Raw genomic sequence first — 20,889 nt, forward strand, 5'->3', positions numbered from 1 at the left:
GAGTGCGATGGACACCGAGAAGAAGCCGCTGCGGGCGGACGCCCGGCGCAACTACGAGCGCCTCCTCGAAGAGGCGAGGCGCGCCTTCGCCGCGAACGGCGTCGAGGCGTCACTGGAAGAGATCGCGCGCCGTGCCGGTGTCGGCATCGGCACGCTCTACCGGCACTTCCCGACGCGGGAGGCTCTGGTCGAGACGGTGCTTCGCGAGGGCTACGACGCGCAGGCCGCGGTGGCCCGCGAACTCCTCGACTCCCCGGATCCGGTGGAAGCGCTCAAGGCGTGGTTCGCCGGGATGGGTGAACAGGCGGCGCGCTACCGCGGACTGCCCGAACTGATGGTGGACGTCCTCGACGACGAGACCTCGCCGCTGTATGCCTCATGTCACGCGATGCGGGACCAGGTGTCCCATCTGGTGGAACGGGCGAAGGCCTCGGGTGAGCTCCGGGCCGACGTCACAGTGCACGAGTTGCTGGTGCTGCTGCACGCGCTTTCCTGGGCCGGCGAACACCTTTCGGGTGACAAGGGCCTCGAACGGCTCCTCGATCTCGTTTTCGCCGGATTACGGGCGAGTTAACAATCCCCTGTCAGCAGGTCTAAACTGCGGCGCAACCGGGCACAACGGCGTGACCGTCAACAGTGAGTCGCAGGCACAGACCAGATAGTGGGAGCCGTATCGTGACCAAGCCGAACAAGCCCGTCGTCCTCATCGCCGAGAAGCTCGCGCCTTCCGTGCTGAGTGTCTTCTCCGACGAGGTCGAGGTCCAGCATGTGGACGGCACGGACCGCCCCGCGCTGCTCGAAGCCGTGAAGACGGCGGACGCGCTGCTCGTGCGGTCCGCCACCAAGGTCGACGCCGAGGTCCTCGGTGCCACCACCTCGCTCAAGGTCGTCGCCCGCGCCGGCGTCGGACTGGACAACGTCGAGGTCCCCGCCGCCACCGAACGCGGTGTGCTGGTCGTCAACGCGCCGACCTCGAACATCGTCTCCGCCGCCGAACACGCCGTCGCGCTGCTGCTCGCGGTCGCCCGCCGGGTCCCGGCCGCGGACCAGAGCCTTCAGGGCGGCGCGTGGAAGCGCAGCGCCTACTCCGGTGTCGAGATCCAGGGCAAGACCATCGGCGTGGTCGGCCTCGGCAAGATCGGCCAGCTGTTCGCGCAGCGGCTCGCCGCGTTCGACACCAAGCTCATCGCGTACGACCCCTACGTCTCGGCCGCCCGCGCCGCTCAGCTCGGCATCGAGCTGGTCACGCTGGACGAGCTGCTGGAGCGCGCCGACGCGATCTCCATCCACCTGCCGAAGACCCCCGAGACCAAGGGCCTGATCGGCGCCGAGGCGCTCAAGAAGACCAAGCAGGGCGTCATCATCGTCAACGCCGCGCGCGGCGGCCTCATCGACGAGCAGGCGCTGGCGGACGCGGTCAGCTCCGGCCATGTCGGCGGCGCCGGTGTCGACGTGTTCGTCACCGAGCCCACCACCGAGAGCCCGCTGTTCGGCCTGCCGAACGTCGTCGTCACCCCGCACCTCGGCGCGTCGACCGCCGAGGCGCAGGACCGCGCGGGCACCGACGTCGCGAAGTCCGTGCTGCTCGCGCTGCGCGGCGACTTCGTGCCGGACGCGGTCAACGTCGCCGGTGGCGGCACCGTCGGCGAGCACGTGCGGCCGTACCTCTCGCTCACCCAGAAGCTCGGCACCTTGCTGACCGCGCTCAACCCGAAGGCGCCCGCCTCGGTCACCGTCGTGGTCAAGGGCGAACTGTCCAACGAGGACGTCAGCGTGCTGCCGCTCGCGGCCGAGCGCGGCGTGTTCTCCGGTGTCGTCGAGGACCAGGTCACCTTCGTGAACGCGCCGCGCGTGGCCGAAGAGCTGGGAGTCCAGGTCGATCTGGTCATCGAGCCGGAAAGCCCCAAGTTCCGCAGCCTGGTCACCCTTCGCGCGGTCCACGCCGACGGCACGACCCTTTCGGTGTCCGGTTCGGTCACCGGCAAGGACGAGGTCGAGAAGCTGGTCGAGGTCAACGGCCGCCACTTCGACCTGCGTGCCGAGGGCAACGTTCTGCTGCTCGAGTACCCGGACCGCCCGGGCATCATGGGCCGCGTCGGCACGCTGCTCGGCGAGGCGGGCCTGAACATCGAGGCCGCGCAGATCAGCCAGACCACCGACGGCGCGGACGCCGTCATGTTGCTGCGGGTGGACCGTTCCGTGGATTCGCACCTGCTGGAGCCGATCGGCGCCACCGTGGGCGCGCACACGATTCGCGCGGTCAACTTCGGCTGACCTCGAAAGTACATGAAGGCCCCCTTCCTTGCGCCTAGGTACAGGAAGGGGGCCTTCATGTACTTTTCCCGCAATTCATCGACCAACTGCGATCGTTGTGTGTGCGGGGTTCGCGAGAACGAGAGCAAGATTCAATAACGGTGAAAATTGCCTACTGAAGTCGGGCGGATGGGCCGATAGGTTTTTCCGGCGAGGCCGAACCATCGCGTCGTCAAGGGCACGGCGCGGCGCCGGGGCTCACCGTCGGGGGTGTGTTCGAGAGGCAGGCAGGTTCGAAGTCAAGGCCTCGAGTGAGGGCACGTACTCATGAACAGATCCCGCGTACCCCGATGGGCCATCCGCTCATCGGCCGCGGTCTTCGCCGCACTGCTCGCGACGTCCGTGACCGGGGCGACGGCAGCCGCACAGGATGTCCCGCTCGCGGACGGCGTCACGCCGGCGAAGATCGACCGTAACGGATTCCAGGGGAAGGTCGAGCCGAAGCTCAAGGCCGCACAGGGCCAGATCACCGCCTTCGTCGAGCTGGCCAAGCAGCCCGCCGTCGACGCCTTCAACGCCGAACAGAACAAGGGCGCAGGCAAGGAAAAGGCGAAGAAGGCCGCGAAGGACGCCAAGGCAGCCGCCGCGGCGACGGTGGACTCCGTCGTCGGGCAGCTCAAGGCCGCCGACTCCGGCACCCAGCTGGTCACCCAGACCTCGAACGCGGTCGCCGGCGCGGTCGTCACCGCCGACGCGGCGAAGATCCGCGAGCTGGCGAAGCGGCCGGACGTCGTCTCGGTCAAGAAGGTGGTGCCGAAGACCCGCACGAACTCCAGCGCGGTCCAGCTGACCAACACGCTCGCGTCGTGGCAGCAGACCGGCCGCTACGGCGACGGCATCCGCGTCGGCGTGATCGACGACGGCATCGACTACACCCACGCCACCTTCGGCGGTCCGGGTACGGCCGAGGCGTACAAGGCGATCAACCGTGACCAGGCCACCCCCGCCTTCCCGACCGACAAGGTCGTCGGCGGTATCGACCTGGTCGGCGACGCCTACGACTCGGGCAGCGACGACCCGGCCCTCAAGACCCCGAAGCCCGACCCCAACCCGATCTCCTGCGGCCACCACGGCACGCACGTCGCGGGCACGGTCGCCGGATTCGGTGTGGACGAAGCGGGCAAGACCTTCACGGGCGACTACAAGAAGCTCAACAAGAAGAAGATCGAAGCGATGCAGATCGGCCCGGGCACCGCGCCCAAGGCCCTGCTGTACGCGATCAAGGTCTTCGGCTGCGACGGCTCGACCAACGTCACCTCGCAGGCACTCGACTGGTCGCTCGACCCGGACGGTGACGGCGACTTCACCGACCACCTCGACGTGGTCAACCTGTCGCTGGGCGGCGACTTCGCCACCCCGGACGACCCGGACTCGCTGTTCGTGCGCAAGATCGCCGCGAACAACGTCGTCCCGGTGTTCTCCGCGGGCAACGGCGGCGACCTCAACGACGTCGGCGGCGCGCCGGGCAACACGCCCGAGGCGCTGACCGTCGCCAGCAGCCGTGACGCGTCCGTCCTGCGCGACGCCGTCGAAGCCGTCGCTCCCGACGGTGTCAAGGGTGCGAAGACCGGGCAGTTCAGCCAGAACTACGCGGCCTACGACACGCTCGACGTCACCGCGCCGGTGGTCACGCTGTCGGCCGACAACGCCGCCGGCTGCAAGCCGTACTCCGAAGCCGACAAGGCCAAGGCCGCGGGCAAGATCGTGTTCCTCGAATGGGACGACAACGACGCGACCCGCGCCTGCGGTTCCGGCGCACGTTCGAACAACGCGCAGGCCGCCGGTGCCAAGGGCGCGCTGTTCTCGTCGACGCTGGAGCACTTCTCGGCCGGAATCGCGGGCAACGCGGCCGTGCCGACGTTCCAGCTGACCGGCGGCGCGACCGCCTCGGTCCGCCCGGCGCTGGCCGCCGGCACGCTGCAGGTCCGCATGACCGGCAAGGGCCGCGTGTCCGTGCCGACCACCGACCAGTCCATTGTGGACACCCCGAGCTCGTTCACCTCACGTGGCGGGCGCGGCCCGGCCGTCAAACCGGACGTCGCGGCGCCCGGTGACTCGATCTCGTCCGCGCTGAGCGGAAGCGGATCCGGTCGCCTGGTCATCTCCGGGACGTCGATGGCGGCTCCGCACACCTCGGGTATCACCGCCCTGATCCGTCAGGCGCACCCCGACTGGTCGGTCGAGGAGGTCAAGGCCTCGGTCATCAACACCGCCGGCCACGACATCCGCGACGCCTCCGGCCGCACCTACGGCCCGCAGCGCGTCGGCAGCGGCCGGATCGACGCGAAGGCCGCGCTGGACAACCAGGTCCTGGCCTACGTCGTCGACAACCCCGGCTTCGTCTCGGTGAACTTCGGTGTCGTCGAAGCGGGCGGCCCGGTCACGCTGACCAAGACGGTCAAGGTGGTCAACAAGGGCATCAAGCCGGTCGAGTACTCGGTGGGCTACGAAGCCGTGAACTCGCTCCCCGGTGTCGAGTACACAGTGGACAAGCCGACGGTGAAGCTGAGCCCGCGCGGTGTCGCGCTGGTGAAGGTGACCCTGAAGATCGCCGACCCCAAGGCGCTCCGCAAGGTCATGGACCCGACCATGGCGGCGACGCAGGTCGGGCTCGCCCGGCAGTTCGTGGCGGACGCCTCCGGCCGGATCGCGTTCACCCCGAAGAGCGGCACGACCGTACCGCTGCGGCTCTCGGTGTACTCCGCGCCGAAGCCCGTCTCGTCCATCAACACCCCGGGCAACGTCAACTTCGGCGCGGGCCAGGACCAGGCCGTGCTGAACCTGACCGGCAAGGGTGTTGACCAGGGAACCGGTCCGCAGCGGTACCGCTCGCTGATCAGCGTGCTCGAACTGCAGGCGGAATCCCCGCAGCTGCCCGAGTGCGACGGCGACGTCACCACCGACTGCACCCTGAACCAGACCGCAAAGGGCGCCGACCTGCGTTACATCGGCGCGGCGTCCACGGCCCCGCTGGCCAAGGCGCAGGGTGAGCCGGAGAACGCGTTGCTGGCCTTCGGTCTCACCACCTGGAGCGATCTGGCCAACCTGGGCAGCAACACCTCGCCGTTCGTGGACATCGACACCACGGGCGACGGACAGCCGGACTTCGAGACCTATGTGACCAAGGTGACGGCCACCGACGTCCTCGTGGCGGTCACCGTGGCGCTGAAGCCGGGCTTCCCGCAGGTGGACATCCAGCCGATCAACGGCCAGCTCGGCGACGTCGACACGAACGTGTACGACACCAACGTCGTCGTGCTGCCGGTGAGCATCGCGGCGCTGGGCATCGACCCGAACGCCGCGTCGCACAAGATCAGCTACACGGTCGGGACCTCCGGGTTCTACGCGGCGCCGGGTGCGGACTCGTCGACGATCGACTACGTCGGCACGCCGCTTTCGTTCGACGCCTTGGCTCCCGCGTACACCGTCCAGGGCGGCGGCGACTCCGCGCTGGGCTACGTCGCGAAGCCGGGTACGGCGCTGGTGGTCAACCGCAACGCGGCCGCGCAGGACACCGTGCTGGGCCTGCTGGCGATCGAGCACCACAACGCCTCGGGCAACCGGGCGAACGTGGTGAAGATCCAGACGAACGCCGGTGGCGGCAACGCCGACGTCGACCGGCCGGGCAACGGCGGGCGGCACACCGGACGTCAGCCGATCGGTGTGGGCTGACGCGGTAGTGCGGTGATCCGCGTTCGATGAGGTGAGGGACGCCCTGGCGGCAAGCTTTCCGCCAGGGCGTCCCTTCTTGTATTCACCCTTTCGGCTGTCTCGCTCTGTGGGAGATTCCGGCATAAGGGTGGTGCGGCTACGGCTACCGGGCTACGGCCGGTAACCTTCCGCTGCTGGCGTTTTCTTGCGGATGGGCCATCCGGACTGCCGGTGGCCTGGTCTACGGAGGTGTGTGGATGCGGCTCGCGGTGATCCCAGGAGACGGGATCGGGCCCGAAGTGGTCTCCGAGGCGCTCAAGGTGCTCGGTGAGGTCGTACCGACGGCGGAGATCACGAACTACGACCTCGGCGCCGCCCGGTGGCACTCCACCGGTGAGCTGCTTCCGGAGTCGGTACTCGGTGAACTCCGTCAGCACGACGCGATCCTGCTGGGCGCGGTGGGCGACCCGACGGTGCCGAGCGGCATTCTGGAGCGCGGTCTTCTGCTGCGGCTCCGGTTCGAGCTCGACCACCATGTGAACCTGCGGCCCGCCCGGTTGTACCCGGGCGTGCGCGGCCCGCTCGCCGATTCGAGCGAGATCGACATGGTCGTCGTGCGTGAAGGCACCGAAGGCCCGTACGCGGGCAACGGTGGCTTGCTGCGCAAGGACACCGACCACGAGATCGCGACGGAGGTCAGCGTCAACACGGCGTTCGGCGTCCGGCGCGTGGTGACCGACGCGTTCAACCGGGCCGAGGCGCGGCCCCGCAAGCACCTGACGCTCCTGCACAAGACGAACGTGCTGGAGTACGCGGGATCGCTGTGGTCGCGGATCGTCGAAGAGGTCTCGTTGGAGCACCCGGAGGTGACCGTCGCGTACTCCCATGTGGACGCCGCGACCATCCACCTGGTGACCGACCCGTCCCGCTTCGACGTCGTGGTGACCGACAACCTGTTCGGCGACATCATCACCGACCTCGCGGCGGCGGTGACCGGCGGCATCGGGCTGGCGGCGAGCGGGAACCTCGACATCACCCGGCGGAACCCGAGCATGTTCGAGCCGGTGCACGGCAGCGCCCCGGACATCGCGGGCCAGGGTCTCGCCGACCCGACCGCCGCGGTGCTTTCGGTCGCGCTGCTGCTGGACCACCTGGGACAGAAGGAATCGGCGCGGCGGATCGAGGCATCGGTGGCCTTCGACCTCGCGACCCGCGACCAGGCGTCGCCGGGTGCGACGCACGCGATCGGTGACCGGCTGGCGGCACTGGTGTCGTCGAACGTGCGCCCGGTCACTCAGTAGTTCTCACGCGCGCTATGAAAGGTCCTTTCCTTGCAAATTTCGCAAGGAAAGGACCTTTCATTGCGTTCGGGACCGCTGCGGCATCCCAGAAGGTGGGAACTGTCGCCCGGCCTGTGGACGTCCGGCGGAGCGTGTGCCATGATGCGTCCGTGACCTCCTGCACCATCATTATCGCCGAGCGCGCCGGATAACAGCTCCACAAGAGCCCCCGGCGCGCAACCTCTCGCACCCATGCGGGAGGTTTTTTTGTTGCCTGAACACGTTTTGCCACCACCATGAGGAGTCCCCCGTGACCCGCAAGGAGCCCGCCGATACGCCGCTCGGCGACGCCTTCCACCTCTACGACACGACGTTGCGCGACGGCGCGCAGCGCGAGGGGATCTCCTACTCCGTCACGGACAAGCTGGCGGTGGCGAGGCTGCTCGACGATCTCGGGGTCGGGTTCATCGAAGGCGGATGGCCGGGTGCGTTGCCCAAGGACACGGAATTCTTCGCCCGCGCGGCTTCGGGTGAACTGAAACTCCGCCACGCCGCGCTCGTCGCGTTCGGCGCGACGCGGAAGGCGGGCGCCAAGGCCGAGCAGGATCCGCAGGTGCGGGCCCTGCTCGAGGCCCAGGCGCCAGTGGTTACGCTGGTGGCCAAATCGGACTTACGGCACATCGAGCGGGCGCTGCGGGTCGACGTCGACGAAGCGTGCGAGATGGTGCGAGACACCGTCGCGTTCCTCGTCGGCGAAGGACGTCGCGTCTTCCTTGACGCGGAACACTTTTTCGACGGCTACGCGTTCTCCCCGGACACCGCTTTGAAGGTGCTCGACGCGGGAGTGAACGCGGGCGCCGACGTCGCCGTGCTGTGCGACACCAACGGCGGGCAGCTGCCGCTCGGCCTCGCGGAAACCGTCCGCGAGGTCAAGGAACGGACCGGATTCCGGCTCGGAATCCATTGCCAGGACGACACTTCCTGCGCGGTGGCGAATTCCGTCGCCGCCGTGCAGGCCGGCGTGACGCACGTCCAGTGCACCGCCAATGGTTACGGCGAACGGGCGGGTAACGCCGATCTGTTCGCCGTGACGGGAAATCTGGTGACCAAGCTCGGTATGGAGGTGCTCCCGACCGGAGGCGCCGCCGAGCTCACCCGGGTCTCCCATGCTCTTGCCGAAATCGCCAACCTCGCCCCCTACACCCACCAGGCTTACGTAGGGGCGTCGGCTTTCGCTCACAAGGCGGGACTGCACGCGAGCGCGATCAAGGTGGATCCGTTGCTGTACAACCACATCGATCCAGCTTCTGTCGGCAATGACATGCGGGTACTGGTCACCGAGATGGCCGGCAGGGCCAGCCTGGAGCTCAAGGGACGTGAGCTCGGGGTCGACCTTGCCGGCCAGCCCGAGGCGCTGACGAGTGCCATTCGCAAGGTGAAGCGCCTCGAATCCGAAGGCTGGTCCTTCGAGGCCGCGGACGCCTCACTGGAACTTTTGCTGCGGCGGGAGGTCGACGGCCCGCAGAGCGACGTTCTCGACGAACCGCCGTTCGAGCTCGAGTCGTACCGGGTCGTGCTGGACCACCGGTCCGACGGCGAGGTCGTCTCCGAGGCGACGGTGAAGGTGCACGTCGCCGGGCAGCGCGTGATCGCGACCGCCGAGGGCAACGGCCCCGTGCACGCGCTCGACGCCGCGCTGCGCGAGGCGCTCAGCCCGCATCTGTCCTGGTTGGACAGTGTCGAGCTGGCCGACTACAAGGTGCGGATCCTGCCCGGCCATCCGGGCACCGACGCCGTGACCCGCGTGCTCGTCGAGACCAGCGACGGCGAACGGGAATGGACCACCGTCGGCGTGCACGGCAACATCGTCGAGGCGAGCTGGCTCGCGCTGTGCGACGCGCTCGTCCACAAGTCCCTCAGCGAGGCACCCGCGCACAGGTCGTAGAGTGGGGGAGTGCGCCTAGCCCGAATTGCTCATCCCGGTGGTGTCGCGTTCGCTTCGATCGAAGGGGACGGCGACGACGCCCAGGTACTGGAAATCGCCGAGCACCCCTTCGGCAACCCCAACTTCACCGGCAAGCGCTGGCCGCTCGCCGACGTCCGGCTGCTCGCGCCGATCCTGCCGTCGAAGGTGATCGCGGTCGGCCGGAACTACGCCAAGCACGCCGCCGAGTTCGGCAACGAGGTCCCGCAGGACCCGATGCTGTTCATCAAGCCGTCGACCACGGTGATCGGCCCCAACGCGCCCATCCGCAGTCCGCGCGGCATCGGCCGCGTCGACTTCGAGGGCGAACTGGCGATCGTCATCGGCCAGCCGGTCAAGAACGTGCCCGCCGCCCGCGCGGCGAGCGCGATCCTCGGCTACACCGTGGCGAACGACGTCAGCGCCCGTGACCTGCAGAAGTCCGACGGCCAGTGGGGCAGGGCGAAGGGGTTCGACACCTTCTGCCCGCTGGGCCCGTGGATCGAGACCTCGCTCGACGCGGCCGACCTCGCGCTCAGGTCCGAGGTGGACGGTGTGCTCAAGCAGGACGGCCGGACCTCTGACCTGGTGCACAAGATCCCCGAGCTGGTCGAGTTCGTGTCCGGCGTGATGACCCTGCTGCCCGGCGACGTCATCCTGACCGGCACGCCCGAGGGCGTCGGCCCGATCGAGGACGGCCAGTCGGTCTCGATCACCATCGAAGGCATCGGCACCCTGACCAACCCGGTGCAGGAGATCTGACCCCAGTGCTATGAAAGGTCCTTTCCTTGCAAAATTTGCAAGGAAAGGACCTTTCATGGCGTTCGGGACCTAGCCACCGGCCGGCTCCATCGCCCGCCGCGCGAAGGCGGGGGCGTGTTCGGGCCGCAGCCCCAGGCCCAGCAGCCGCGCGGGGACGTAGGACAGCACGGGGAACCGGCTGAACAGCTTCACCATCACCGCGGGCGGACCGTTGCGCCTGCCTGCCATGACCGGCCCCATGACGTTCTTGTGCAACATCCGCTGCAGTCCCTGCACCAGCATCGTGGGCGCGAGACGGCGCCTGCGGACCTTCGCCAGGTCCGCCACCGACGGCCTGCCCTGGCGCAGCGGTCCGGCGAGCAGGGTGGCGGCCGCGACCGCGTCCTGCACCGCGAGGTTGACGCCGACACCACCGACCGGTGACATCGCGTGCGCCGCGTCACCGATGCACAGCAGCCCGTCGAGGTGCCACTTCCGCAGCAGGTTCATCTTGACGTCGAGGAACTTGACGTCGTCGGTCGTCTTCAGCTCGTCCACGCGGTCGGCCAGGTCGGGAAGGATCGCGGCCACGTTCTCCCGGAACGCTTCGATGCCCTCCTCGCGCAGGTCGCCACCCTTGGGGCTGAGGTAGGCGATCTGGAAGTAGCCCTTGCGCGGCAGCGGCACGGCGAAGCGGCGGTCCCGCATCTTCGGCGTCAGCACGCCTTCGAGTTCGCCGTCCCGGCGCGAGATCCGGAACCACCACGCGTCGAACGGGATGGCGTAATCCTTCGTCATCAGCCCGGCCTCGCGCCGGGCCAGCGACCAGCGGCCGTCGGCGGCGATCACCAGGTCGGCGCGCAATTCGCCGGTCTTCCCGTCGGCGTCGCGGTAGCGGACCCCGCTCACCCGGCCCCGTTCCAGGATCAGCCCGGTCATCTCGGTGCTCTGCCGCAGCGTGAACGTGGGCTCCTTCGCGCCGGCGTCGGCGAGCAGGTCCAGGAAGTCCCACTGCGGGACCATCGCGATGTACGGATGCGCCACCTTCAGCCTGGTCAGATCGGCCAGGCGCATCATCGTGCCGTCCTCGGCGGGGAAACCGGCGTAGGAGATCTCGCTGTGCGGCAGGCTGAGGAACTTCTCCCCGAGGCCCAGTTCGTCGAGCAACGTCAACGTCGACGGGTGCACGGTGTCGCCGCGGAAATCCCTCAGGAAGTCCTTGTGCTTCTCCAGCACGGTGACCTCGACCCCGGCCCTGGCCAGCAGCAATCCGGCGACCATGCCCGCGGGGCCACCGCCGACGACCACGCAGTTCGTGCGTTCGCTCATCCGTCCCACCCCTTCGAAACCCTTATTCATCACTTGTTGAATAAGCTCAGCATGCACCCGTCCGACAGGCGCGTCAAGCGCCATCCGGGCGGATGCCCTGTTCGGCCTATGGCCTGCGTCTCACCGGTTCGCGCGAGTGTCCCGGCCGTGGGCAATGAACGTCCAAAAAGGACTCACAAGGCCGCATGGCAGTCCTGGAAGGACGGCGATCGCGCAAATGCCCTTGTGGACGGTCCGCGTCTTAAGCGGTGTAAGGATTTCGTTGTCGTCACAGGGTGTGCGCGGCGCGAATCGGACGGGAGCACGGATCTCGGCAATTCACCCGGCCGCCCGCGTTACTCGTTGTCCGGTAACTAAAACACGACATCTCACCAACTGGGAGTAGAGTGCCCGCGCCGGAACAGACCAGCCTTAATCACCTCATCGGCAGAGTCGCGATCGCGCTGAGTGCCCTAGCCTCACTTAGTGGATTTCGCTCTCGTGCCCCGGACCCCGTCACGAACCACGCCGGACGCTCCGGAGGGAGCCCCGTGGGAGCCCCCGGAGTTACGGTTGGTGTGCCTCGACATCGATGACACGCTGATCGACTGCACGGCGGCGATCCGCCTCAGCCTGCGCGCGCTCACCGGTCAGAACGATCTCTGGCCACTGTGGGATCTCATCACCGAAGAGCACGTCGCGCTGGTGGTCGCGGGCGAAATCGATTACGCGACCATGCATCACAAGCGTACTGAATGTTTCCTCGCCGAGATCGGCATTTTGGCCGACGAAGACCAGGTCAAAGGCTTCGAAAGACGTCGCCGTGAAATTCTCACCCGTTCGTGGCAATTGTTCGAAGATGTCCTTCCATGCCTGGAATGGCTGCGGGCCGCCGGTGTCCTCGTCGCGGCCGTCACGAACGCCTCGGGCACACATCAGCGCAAGAAGATCGCCGACCTCGGACTCGCTCGGTTCTTCGACCACGTGGCCATCGCCGGTGAACTCGGAGTAGCCAAACCGGACCCGGCGATGTTCCACTCGGTCTGTCTCGGCCTCGGCTGCGACCCGGCGCAGGCCGTCCATGTCGGCGACAAGCTCGACACCGACGCCATCGGCGCACGCGACGCCGGACTGGGCGCCGTCTGGCTCGATCGGGACGGCATCGCCGAGCGCGCCCCGGCGGGCGTGCACACCATCTCCGGCCTCGACGAGCTGCCTGAGCTGCTCGTTTCCGAGTTCGCCAAGCTCGGCGTCCCGGCCCAGCGGGCTACGGAGACCCCCGCTTTCACGGTGCGGAACAGCGTGCTCTAGTATTCTTTCTCGTGCGGCACCGTTCCGGTCAAGACCGGAACGGTACCTCACTGGGGTATGGTGTAATTGGCAGCACGACTGGTTCTGGTCCAGTTAGTCTAGGTTCGAGTCCTGGTACCCCAGCTGGAGAACTCTCCGGAGTGAAACACAGAGTGACCCCCCTGCGAAGGAGGGAAACCCGGTCTGGTAAGTTTCTCCGCAGCAACACAGCAGGTGAACAACTGAAAACCTCCTCCTAGAGGAGAAAGATCCTAGCCCCCGTCGTCTAGCGGCCTAGGACGCCGGCCTCTCACGCCGGTAGCGTGGGTTCGAATCCCATCGGGGGTACGCGCAGCTTCCACCCAAGAAGTCTCGACCATTTCGGTCGGGACTTTTTGCGTTTCGGTGGAAGTCATCGCTTCACTGATCCTTTCTGCGGCTATCGCGGTTTCCGGTACCTGATCGACCGGCAGTTTGATGGTAATGGTCACTTGGTCACCCGCGCCATGAACCTTCACGGCGAGCTGGGTGATTTCGAACAGTTGGCGCAGCAGCGCCTGAGGCGCCTTGGCCAGATTGAGCTGGAGATGTGGGAGCCCTTCGAGGCGGTTCAGGTCTGATGAGCTGGGCTTCGCCGGCTGCACCTTGTCCTCGGCGTCGAGATGAGCGAGAGCGGTCAGTGCCGCGGACTTGTCTCCCTCGAGCTTGTTGTAGTTCTGCCGGAGCGCCTTGGCGAACGGGTCGTCCGGCGCGCCGTCCTGTGCCTGTCGCAGAACCGAATCCTGCCGACGGGCCACATCTGCCAGTTGGCGTTGAAGGCGCTCACGGTCGCCCCGACGCTCCTGAGCTGCGCTGTCGTCCACAGTGGCCAGATCGGCTTCGATGATGCCTCTCCTGGCGGGGCTGAAGAGACGGTCGGCATAGAAAGCTGAAACCGCTTCGAGTAGTTCATCCTCACGAAGCCGGATTGCTGCTGGAAGTCCGGCGTGGGGCCCGGAGTCGCCGCGGTTGTTCTTGCCCGGCCAGCACAGGTAGTAGAAGAGCCGGTTGTGTTTTGTGTCACCGGCCATGCGCCGTCCGCAGCTGTGGAAGACCATGCCGCGGAAGAGGTAGGTGCGCTCAGCGCTGGGGTTGGCGTTCGGCTGGGTGTCCGCTCGCGACCCTCGCCGGGCTTCGAGGCGGCTGGTGAGCTCGTCGAACATCCACTTCGCGATCAAGGGCTCGTGGACCGGTTTTGGTGACCAGACCCACTTGAAGGGTTCGTTGACCTTGCCTCGCTTGGACGTGGTGGCGCGACGGTTGAAGACTTGATAGCCCGTGTACTTGGGGTTCTGCAGGACGCCGGCTACGGAGCTTTTGCTCCAGGCGCCCCGAGTGCGAGACTTGCTCGGCGCTGTCGGCGGAGGGAAGCGCTCCAGGTCGGCGTTGAGACGGTCCGCGATGGTGTTGTAGCCGAGACCTTCGTGGTATCGCCATAGGGCGATCTGGGTCACGGTCTCGGCGCGTATACCGTCCGGTTCGAGACGAGACTTGGTTTTGCCTTTCTCCGCCTTCGCCGGGCTCGGGTGGGGGACGACCTTGGCCTTGTAGCCATACGGCGGCTTGCCGATGTTCCAGCCGTCTCGGACGTGCGTGCACAGCCCGCCCCAGGACTGTTCGAGGGTGTTGAGGACTTCGTACTCGGCGATGGACTGGTTGATGCGGCGCTGGAGGACACGTTGGGCCCGGCTGCCGGAGAGGGTGATCGGCTCGTTCGACGCGAACAGGGGGACATCGGCCCGCTCGAGCTCCCGCTCGACTGACAAGCCCTCGAAAGCCCTGCGAGCGACGCGGCTGATCCCCTCGCAGATGACCACGTCGAACGTCCGGGTGCGACTCGGAGCCTCCACGAGGAGGTCGGCGATCCCGCCTGCGCGAGGGACAGGGATGTCGAAGCGTTCGTAGTTCGCCCCTTGCCCGCGAGCGTCAAGTTCCATCCGGCCGGACTCGACGTCGTAGAAGTGCGCGACGACGACCCAGGACTCGGGTATCGCCGACTTGCAGTTGGCCAGCTGGCGCAGCATCGATTGGCGAGGGTCCTGCAGGTCTTCTGTGGACGTGCGACCCAGGAACGCGACGCGTACTTCGTCGCGGAGCAAGGCTCCGGGCATGCCCAGAGGTGAGACTGCGTAGTCGGAGAGCCCGGAGGGGCCAGAGACGAAGCGGCCGGGCGCTGGAGGGTTCCCGGCCTCTTGCTCGAAGGTCGTCATGTCGATTCGTCCTCGGGGGTCGCCGGGCCGGGTTGATACACGGCCCAGTGGAGCAGCTCACCGACCACGGCGTTGAGCTGCCTGCGGAGACGATCGCCCTTGGCGACGGAAACCGTTGCGACGTAAGCAGAATATCGGCGATCGCCAGATTTGAGTGCTTGATCATAGCACCAAACCGGCTGCTCGGACGACGCTTCGAACGCCTCGCGCGGTGCTGGAAGGTCGAAGTTGTCGGCACTGTCCATGTCGTACCCGCCCCAGTTCTGCCGAGACGTGCTCGGCTGCCGGCGAGACACGTCGCACGAGGGCGACGAATCCAACGAGATCGACAGAGACATGTTCTTGTGCGCCCGGTTCCATTCAACGCGGATATCGCGAGTCAGTCGAGGCGTGGTCTCAGGCCCGCGGTGGAGCGATCGAGACCGGGCGAGACCTGCCTGGACTTCGTCTCGGAAGCCTTGATCAGGTCTCGGCCGAAAGGCAGGCAGCTAAGGACCTCTCGCACTCAGCCTTGAGCAGCCGATACTCCGATCGGGTGAAGGTGGGCTTGCTCCTGAGCTGGAGCAAGGATCTGGGCCAGGGAAAGAGCGAGGGGTGGGTTCGAGCCTCGTGGCGATCTTGTCGCCGCTCGAAGGGTCGCCACGATGTCCGCCACCTCCAGCCCGCTCACCGCGCTCCAACGCCAGCTCGCTCACCCGAAGTCGCGCTTGCGATTCGACACCGCTCTGCGTTCCTGGGCGGCGCGAGACGCCGCGCTGGTAGACGCTGGTACTCACGAGCGGCTTTCGGAAGTCCTCGCCAGCCGTGACTACGCGCGCCACGACGAAGTGCTGTACGCGCTGTTGCAGCGGGCCGCGCTTGCGGGCGACGAAGGTGTCGTCGCTGGGGAAGTCGTGCTGAACGCCATGTTGCCCGCAGTGCCCCGCATCGTCGGACGCGTCATCCGGGCGAGCCGGGCAGCGATCGGCACCTTCGGAGCCCGCCGTGGTGTCACCGGAGCCGGAGTCTCTGCGAACGAGGCGAACGCCGATGTTCAAGCCGCGGTCATTGGTCACCTGTGGGAGCAGATTCGCTGCTACCCGCTTCGACGAGGGCACCACGTCGCGGCCAACCTGGTCCTCGACACCCAAAGGGCCGCGCTTCGCGCACTCGGTGTCGACGTCACGCAAGCCGCCGCCGAGGTCGTGACCATGGACGACGTTGCGGTGCATCAGCCACTGGCCGAGACGCCGGCGGAGAAGGACCCGTCGGAGGAGTTGCTGGAGCTGCTGTCCTGGGCCGTCGAGCAGCGATGGCTCGACGAACAGGAAGCGGCGATCCTGACCGCTCGGTACTTCGGGGAGCAGATGGGCAGGGACGGAGTCGCGACTGACCGCCAGCTCGGGGCGCTGTTCGGCGTGAGCCAGCCGACGGCGACGCGGAGGCGGAATCGAGCGCTGGACGCGTTGGCCGAGGCTGGTCGTGAATGGCAGCGCTCCGATCTGGGATGAATCAAAGGCCGGTGGGCTGGGCGTGTCTTGAGCACCGCAACCCGCCAGACCTCAGGGAGCCTCCGTGACCGGACCCCGTGCCGACCTCGCCCCCGGCGAACTGCTCATCGCCCACGCTCGTGTTCGAGCAAGGGACCTGGGGCGGCGACTCGAATCGACGATGGTCGATCGGCAGTTGTACGACGAGCTCCGGCGTTTCCTCGATGAGGTCGGATTTCCGGCCTGCGACGCCCTCGACGCGCTTGCCGGCTCTGACGATCGCGAGTTGCGCAAACGCCTGCATCAGGTGCTGGGGATGGAGGCGCGGTGATCAAGCGTCGCGAGAGCCGAACTGCGCAGGCGATTCCCGATGCTCAACTGGAGTCTGTTGTCCACACTGCTGCTCGGCGGATCGGCAGGGTGCTGGGGTGGTGCGTGATCGTTGCGAGCCCGCTGGCCGTGGTCGTGGGCCTGATGGTGCTGCGTCCGAGCGCACCGGGTGAAACCCAGCGGTCTGAGCAGCCGCTTGAGAGCCGCGAGCCGCAGGGCTGGGCGGAGATGTACGTCCGGTCGTGGCTCTCGGCCAACCGTGACGACTCCGCTGGGCTCGAGGCTTTCTACCCGGCGGGGATGAAGTCGACTCGTGCGGTCGGTACGCAGATCCCGGTGGACACCAGCACGTTGTCGGTCGTGTCGCCGCGGCCGGGCGTGTGGTCGGTGATGGTCGCGGTCAACATCTTGGTTCAGCAGCCCGATGGCAGGCACCGAGCGAGGCTGGTCTGCGCCGAGGTCAGCCTCGTCGGAGGTACCGATGGCTATGTCGCAGCGTCGCTTCCGGCACCGGTGGCGTGTCCGCGCACGCTCGCCGCGATCGACCTCGACTACCCGGAGGCCGCGGAATTGAACGGGCCGATCGGTCAATCCGTGCACGGCTTCCTCGCCGCCTACCTGGTCGGACGAGGAGAGCTGAACCGCTACATCGCGCCAGGGACGAACATCGGCGCGATCGTTCCACCGCTGTACGCCGAGGTCCGACTGCTGGAGCTGCGTACCCACGAACCTTTCGAGCCCGGCCAGGCGGCCCGGCCGCTGGATGGAACCGAGGTTCACGCAACGGCACGAGCCTGGGGATATGACGCTCTTGGGCAGGTCACCACGATCGACTACGCCCTCACCCTCGTCGCACGGGCAGGCCGCTGGGAAGTCAGTCGAATCGACCCCGCTCCGCTGCTCGCCGGAGCACCCCCGGCCGGAGAATAGGAGAAGAGATGTCGACCATCGTGCTCGCAGCCGACGTCAAGACCTGGATCGACACCAACCTCGCCTGGGGAGACCAGGCCGTTCGCCGCTTGATCCTTCTCGTGGCCGTCGTGGGCGGCATCGGCCTGCTGATCGGGACACGGGGCAACTTCACCCGCGCGATCAAGTACGGCGTGATCGCTGCGGTCTTCCTCGGCATTTTGCTCAACCTCGACGGGGTGTCGGGCATGTTCGGCGCTTGGTTCACCAAATGACCGCGCAACGCGCACGCGGCGATGTCCTGATTGGACGGTCGTACACGAGGTCGCGTAGGTTTCCGCGGATGTTCGGGCGGATGCCCGGCCGGGACGGCGGATACCTGCCTGGAGGCCCGTACACGCTCACCCAAGGCGTGGTCTTCCTCGTCCTTCTGCTGGTCGTCTGGAAGCTGCCGCTCCTGGACTGGCTCGGCCCAGCGCGCTGGGGCGTGCCGCTGTCCGCGATCGCCGTCCGCCGCGCACGGATCGAGTCGCGGACGCCGGCTAGCTGGTTGATCGGCCTCGTTACGCATCTGCTCGCGCCGTGTTCGGGAATGCTGGCAGGTCGGTCCTATCGGCCGGAGCGGCCGGTGTCGTGCACGCCGCGGTTCCACCTGCACGGCGTGGATGTGGCTGTGGCTGTGGGCAAAGCTCAACAGCCTGTGGATAGCGCCGCGCCGAAGTCGTCACTGCAGCGGCTGCTCGCCGGAGCCCGGTGATGGAGAACCAGATCCGCGACATCAGCGGCAATCTGTTGTTCTGCGCGGATGGGTCGGTCTGGGCGGTGTGGCGGGCACATCCGAGGGAAAGCGCTCGCTCGACGGGAAAGCAGCTGCACGAGCTCTACAGCCGCACCGTCACGTTCATGAAGTCGCTGCGCGGCGAGGTGATGCTGGTGTCGCTGTGTGAACAGGTCCAGCCTCACGCGATCATCCGGCGTTGCCTCGGCGGTATCGACCTCGACGAGAACCCGCACTGGGCGGAAACGGTGCACAACGCCTGGGACCAGCTCGACGACCTCGACGTGCTCGGCCGCAGCTATTGGATCGCCAAATCCCTCGCCGGCAACGGCTGGCGCGATGGTGGCCGCGCCCTGCTGCGAGCCGCGGGAGCGGCACTGAGCGCAGGACTCGGCCTTCCGTCGCGACCCGCGTCGCCTCAAGCCGTCGCTGAGGCACAGGAACTCGCGCGTGTCGTCGAGCACGAGCTCGGCGGCGCGATCCCGCTTCGCCCCGCGACCGAAGCCGAGCTGCTGTGGTGGTTGAGCCGCGCCCCAGTCAGAGGCGTTCGCGAGCCTCAACTCGAACGCGCGTTGACCGTGCATAACACCGGCGCGACCCTGTCACGTGGCCGAAGCCGCGCTCGGCTGGTGACGTTGCGCGGGACCGTGTTCGACGAAGGCGGCCGCAGCGACGAAGGCAAGCGCCTGGGAAACCCGCTGCAGGTCTTGAACAAGCGGTTCCTCAAGTGCGTCACCCCGGACGACGACGGGCTCATCGAGAGCTACCAGGCCTTTCTCGTGCTCGCGGAGATGCCCGGCGCCTTCACCTTCCCCGGGCACGAGATCTTGTCGCGACTGGCGAACATCGGCTTCGGAGTCGACTACGCCCTGCGCATTGCGGCGAAGACGAACGACGAGGCTCGCGCGGCCAACCGGCGCCGCACCCGCGACCTGATGAGCCAGGACGACGAACATGGCGGAGACACCGCGGGCGTGCCTGCCGACGTTCACTCTGCCCAGGAGGAGATCCAGCACAAGAATGCGCGCCTTGGTGCGAGCACCACCGAGATCGAACTCGAGGTCGGCGTCGTCGCGTGCGTGTGGGGTGGCACCGCCGACGAGTGCGACGCACGGGCCAAAACGTTGCGACAGATGTTCTTGGGCGGCGAGTACAAGTGGGAGAGGCCGCTCGGTGGACAGAAGCAGCTCTATCAGGCGCTGCTCCCTGGCTACCGGACGCCGCTCGTCGTGCGGGAATGCAGCCAGAACCTCCTCGCCAGCGACTGCGCGATGCTGCTCCCGATGTCGTCCGCTGAGTTCGGCGACCCCAGCGGTGCGTTGTTCGGCATGGTTCTGGACGGCGGCGCGATCACCCCGTTCCTGCTCGACCCGACCTACGGGCCCACCCACGACTCGTCCGGAGGGGTCGCGGTGATCGGTGAACTCGGCTCCGGGAAATCGGTCGTACTGAAGAACCTTGCCGCTGTCGTCCGGTTGATGCTCGACGGTCGCGTGATCGCCATCGACCGCACCCGCAGCCGCGAATGGGAACCGATCGCGAAAGCGCTTCCGGGCAATTGCCAGGTTGTCGACATCATCGATCCCACGCTCGACAGCGAACGCGCAGCGAGCACTGAGCTCCGGCATTCCTGCGACCCTCTGCGGGTTTTCCGCGGCAAGACGAAGTCCAGCACTGGCATCGCCGAAACCTTCTTCGCCTCCTGGCTGGATCTGGAATCCAACTCGGCCGAACGCGACGCGCTCGGCCGCGCCCTCGACGAGGTCAGCGGCTCACCGACCGCGTCCAGCAATGCCCTCATCGACGTTCTCACCGACCATGGCGCTGCGGATCCAGCGTCTCGGGGCCTCGCCGACCGCCTGCGGCGCCTTCGCCGTGATCCGATCACCCGGCCGATCTTCGATCCCGACCTCGAACCGGTCGACGTGCTCGGTGCCGACATGGTGGTCTTCTGCACCAACGAAGTCCCGCTCCCGAACACCCTCGAGATGAGCAACGAACGCATGGCTGCCCGCATCCCGCCGAGGAAGCTCTTCGGCCGGGCTTTCCACCTCTTGATCGCCGCGATCGCCAAGGAGATCTGTTTCGGAACCCAGCGGTGGGGCCAATTCATCTGCGACGAGGCTTACAACGTCACCGGTACCCCCGAGGGCCAGCAGATCGCCTTGGAGTTCGTCCGAGATGGACGCAAGCACGGCGCCGACGCCGCCTTCGGCTCGCACTCCGAAAGCGACCTCGGTGACGAAGTCCTCCGCGGCCTGATCGCGGTCCGGATGCTCGGCCGCCACCGCGACAGTGGTCTCGCCCGCCACGGTCTCGCGTGGCTCGGCGTCGACCCCGCCGACACCCGCTACCAGGAGATCGTCACCAAAGACCTCTCACCGCTCAACCCCGCGGGCGGCGAAGAAGAACGCCGAGCGCGCGCCGGGGAGTTCCTGGTCCGCGATCACGCCGGCCGGGTTGGCAAGGTCAAGATCCTGACCCAGCCCTACCGGACGCTGCCTCAAGTCGTTCTCACTACGCCTACCGTCCGGCGGCCCTGAATCAAACCCGCTGGTACGCGCCATGTCTCGGACACCACCGGCGCGACCTCGGGAGACGTTCATGA

17 protein-coding genes, 2 tRNA genes and 1 pseudogene are annotated in these 20,889 nt (G+C 67.3%); 17 read left to right on the forward strand and 3 right to left on the reverse strand.

The features are described from left to right. Window positions 1-7 precede the first annotated feature (7 nt). The 6 genes from ACLJO0_RS31545 to ACLJO0_RS31570 all read left to right on the forward strand — a co-directional run bounded on the left by ACLJO0_RS31545 (window position 8) and on the right by ACLJO0_RS31570 (window position 9,969). On the forward strand, window positions 8-574 hold the full coding sequence (locus ACLJO0_RS31545) for a TetR/AcrR family transcriptional regulator (RefSeq protein ID WP_410582463.1): 567 nt from the start codon (window positions 8-10) through the stop codon (window positions 572-574). A gap of 101 nt (window positions 575-675) precedes the next feature. Next, complete coding sequence (gene serA, locus ACLJO0_RS31550; RefSeq protein ID WP_125792455.1) at window positions 676-2,274, forward strand: phosphoglycerate dehydrogenase; 1,599 nt, start codon at window positions 676-678, stop codon at window positions 2,272-2,274. 306 nt (window positions 2,275-2,580) lie between these two features. Beyond that, the gene (locus tag ACLJO0_RS31555) at window positions 2,581-5,985 is read left to right on the forward strand and encodes a S8 family serine peptidase (protein ID WP_410582465.1); all 3,405 of its coding nucleotides are present in this window, start codon (window positions 2,581-2,583) and stop codon (window positions 5,983-5,985) included. A gap of 236 nt (window positions 5,986-6,221) precedes the next feature. After that, window positions 6,222-7,265 (forward strand): 3-isopropylmalate dehydrogenase, encoded by a 1,044-nt coding sequence (locus ACLJO0_RS31560; protein ID WP_125786769.1) that lies wholly within the window; start codon window positions 6,222-6,224, stop codon window positions 7,263-7,265. Between the two features lie 289 nt (window positions 7,266-7,554). Further along, window positions 7,555-9,189, forward strand: a complete 1,635-nt coding sequence (cimA, locus tag ACLJO0_RS31565; protein ID WP_410582466.1) for a citramalate synthase — start codon at window positions 7,555-7,557, stop codon at window positions 9,187-9,189. A 9-nt stretch (window positions 9,190-9,198) separates the two neighbouring features. After that, entirely contained in the window at window positions 9,199-9,969 is a 771-nt protein-coding gene (locus ACLJO0_RS31570; protein WP_125786767.1) for a fumarylacetoacetate hydrolase family protein, read from the forward strand. Window positions 9,970-10,038: 69 nt separating this feature from the next. Here the strand turns inward: ACLJO0_RS31570 and ACLJO0_RS31575 are convergent, their stop codons facing one another. After that, the gene (locus ACLJO0_RS31575) at window positions 10,039-11,277 is read right to left on the reverse strand and encodes an FAD-dependent oxidoreductase (protein WP_410582467.1); all 1,239 of its coding nucleotides are present in this window, start codon (window positions 11,275-11,277) and stop codon (window positions 10,039-10,041) included. 555 nt (window positions 11,278-11,832) lie between these two features. Here ACLJO0_RS31575 and ACLJO0_RS31580 point away from each other — a divergent pair. The 5 genes from ACLJO0_RS31580 to ACLJO0_RS31600 all read left to right on the forward strand — a co-directional run bounded on the left by ACLJO0_RS31580 (window position 11,833) and on the right by ACLJO0_RS31600 (window position 13,478). Next, window positions 11,833-12,567, forward strand: a complete 735-nt coding sequence (locus tag ACLJO0_RS31580) for an HAD family hydrolase (RefSeq protein ID WP_199748901.1) — start codon at window positions 11,833-11,835, stop codon at window positions 12,565-12,567. A 51-nt stretch (window positions 12,568-12,618) separates the two neighbouring features. Further along, window positions 12,619-12,690: transfer RNA gene (locus tag ACLJO0_RS31585), tRNA-Gln, on the forward strand. Window positions 12,691-12,821: 131 nt separating this feature from the next. Next, window positions 12,822-12,894, forward strand: a tRNA-Glu gene (locus tag ACLJO0_RS31590). Beyond that, window positions 12,870-13,166, forward strand: a complete 297-nt coding sequence (locus ACLJO0_RS31595; protein WP_410582469.1) for a hypothetical protein — start codon at window positions 12,870-12,872, stop codon at window positions 13,164-13,166. Before ACLJO0_RS31590 ends, ACLJO0_RS31595 begins: the two co-directional genes overlap by 25 nt. Window positions 13,167-13,208: 42 nt before the next feature. Continuing rightward, window positions 13,209-13,478, forward strand: coding sequence for a hypothetical protein (locus ACLJO0_RS31600; RefSeq protein ID WP_410582470.1), 270 nt, complete (start codon window positions 13,209-13,211; stop codon window positions 13,476-13,478). A gap of 246 nt (window positions 13,479-13,724) precedes the next feature. On the opposite strand, the pseudogene ACLJO0_RS31605 reads toward ACLJO0_RS31600, so the two are convergent. Both ACLJO0_RS31605 and ACLJO0_RS31610 read right to left on the reverse strand, forming a co-directional pair. After that, a pseudogene (locus ACLJO0_RS31605) lies at window positions 13,725-14,795 on the reverse strand (recombinase family protein); the annotation flags it as partial. Then, window positions 14,792-15,040: a hypothetical protein gene (locus ACLJO0_RS31610; RefSeq protein ID WP_410582472.1), complete on the reverse strand. Its 249-nt coding sequence runs from the start codon at window positions 15,038-15,040 to the stop codon at window positions 14,792-14,794. The pseudogene ACLJO0_RS31605 and the gene ACLJO0_RS31610, both read right to left, overlap by 4 nt. Before the next feature lie 399 nt (window positions 15,041-15,439). Here ACLJO0_RS31610 and ACLJO0_RS31615 point away from each other — a divergent pair, with 399 nt between their 5' ends. From ACLJO0_RS31615 to ACLJO0_RS31640, 6 genes are all read left to right on the forward strand, one after another. Next, window positions 15,440-16,285, forward strand: coding sequence for a hypothetical protein (locus ACLJO0_RS31615; RefSeq protein WP_410582473.1), 846 nt, complete (start codon window positions 15,440-15,442; stop codon window positions 16,283-16,285). 64 nt (window positions 16,286-16,349) lie between these two features. Next, window positions 16,350-16,595, forward strand: coding sequence for a hypothetical protein (locus tag ACLJO0_RS31620; RefSeq protein WP_410582475.1), 246 nt, complete (start codon window positions 16,350-16,352; stop codon window positions 16,593-16,595). 104 nt (window positions 16,596-16,699) lie between these two features. Further along, on the forward strand, window positions 16,700-17,524 hold the full coding sequence (locus ACLJO0_RS31625) for a conjugal transfer protein (protein WP_410582477.1): 825 nt from the start codon (window positions 16,700-16,702) through the stop codon (window positions 17,522-17,524). An 8-nt stretch (window positions 17,525-17,532) separates the two neighbouring features. Further along, entirely contained in the window at window positions 17,533-17,778 is a 246-nt protein-coding gene (locus ACLJO0_RS31630) for a hypothetical protein (protein ID WP_410582479.1), read from the forward strand. Window positions 17,779-17,846: 68 nt separating this feature from the next. Further along, window positions 17,847-18,260 (forward strand): hypothetical protein, encoded by a 414-nt coding sequence (locus ACLJO0_RS31635; protein WP_410582481.1) that lies wholly within the window; start codon window positions 17,847-17,849, stop codon window positions 18,258-18,260. Beyond that, window positions 18,260-20,824, forward strand: a complete 2,565-nt coding sequence (locus tag ACLJO0_RS31640; protein WP_410582483.1) for an ATP-binding protein — start codon at window positions 18,260-18,262, stop codon at window positions 20,822-20,824. Before ACLJO0_RS31635 ends, ACLJO0_RS31640 begins: the two co-directional genes overlap by 1 nt. Window positions 20,825-20,889 lie beyond the last annotated feature (65 nt).

The sequence above is a fragment of the Amycolatopsis sp. lyj-108 genome, assembly GCF_046549005.1.
Taxonomy (GTDB): Bacteria; Actinomycetota; Actinomycetes; order Mycobacteriales; family Pseudonocardiaceae; genus Amycolatopsis.

What these genes read in the sequence shown, in the direction of transcription:
- ACLJO0_RS31545 (WP_410582463.1), top strand. Translation starts at nt 8, where the DNA reads ATGGACACCGAGAAGAAGCCGCTGCGGGCGGACGCCCGGCGCAACTAC.
- ACLJO0_RS31555 (WP_410582465.1), top strand. Translation starts at nt 2,581, where the DNA reads ATGAACAGATCCCGCGTACCCCGATGGGCCATCCGCTCATCGGCCGCG.
- ACLJO0_RS31560 (WP_125786769.1), top strand. Translation starts at nt 6,222, where the DNA reads ATGCGGCTCGCGGTGATCCCAGGAGACGGGATCGGGCCCGAAGTGGTC.
- ACLJO0_RS31575 (WP_410582467.1), bottom strand. Translation starts at nt 11,277, where the DNA reads ATGAGCGAACGCACGAACTGCGTGGTCGTCGGCGGTGGCCCCGCGGGC.
- ACLJO0_RS31600 (WP_410582470.1), top strand. Translation starts at nt 13,209, where the DNA reads ATGAGCGAGAGCGGTCAGTGCCGCGGACTTGTCTCCCTCGAGCTTGTT.
- ACLJO0_RS31610 (WP_410582472.1), bottom strand. Translation starts at nt 15,040, where the DNA reads ATGGACAGTGCCGACAACTTCGACCTTCCAGCACCGCGCGAGGCGTTC.
- ACLJO0_RS31615 (WP_410582473.1), top strand. Translation starts at nt 15,440, where the DNA reads ATGTCCGCCACCTCCAGCCCGCTCACCGCGCTCCAACGCCAGCTCGCT.
- ACLJO0_RS31630 (WP_410582479.1), top strand. Translation starts at nt 17,533, where the DNA reads ATGTCGACCATCGTGCTCGCAGCCGACGTCAAGACCTGGATCGACACC.
- ACLJO0_RS31635 (WP_410582481.1), top strand. Translation starts at nt 17,847, where the DNA reads ATGTTCGGGCGGATGCCCGGCCGGGACGGCGGATACCTGCCTGGAGGC.
- ACLJO0_RS31640 (WP_410582483.1), top strand. Translation starts at nt 18,260, where the DNA reads ATGGAGAACCAGATCCGCGACATCAGCGGCAATCTGTTGTTCTGCGCG.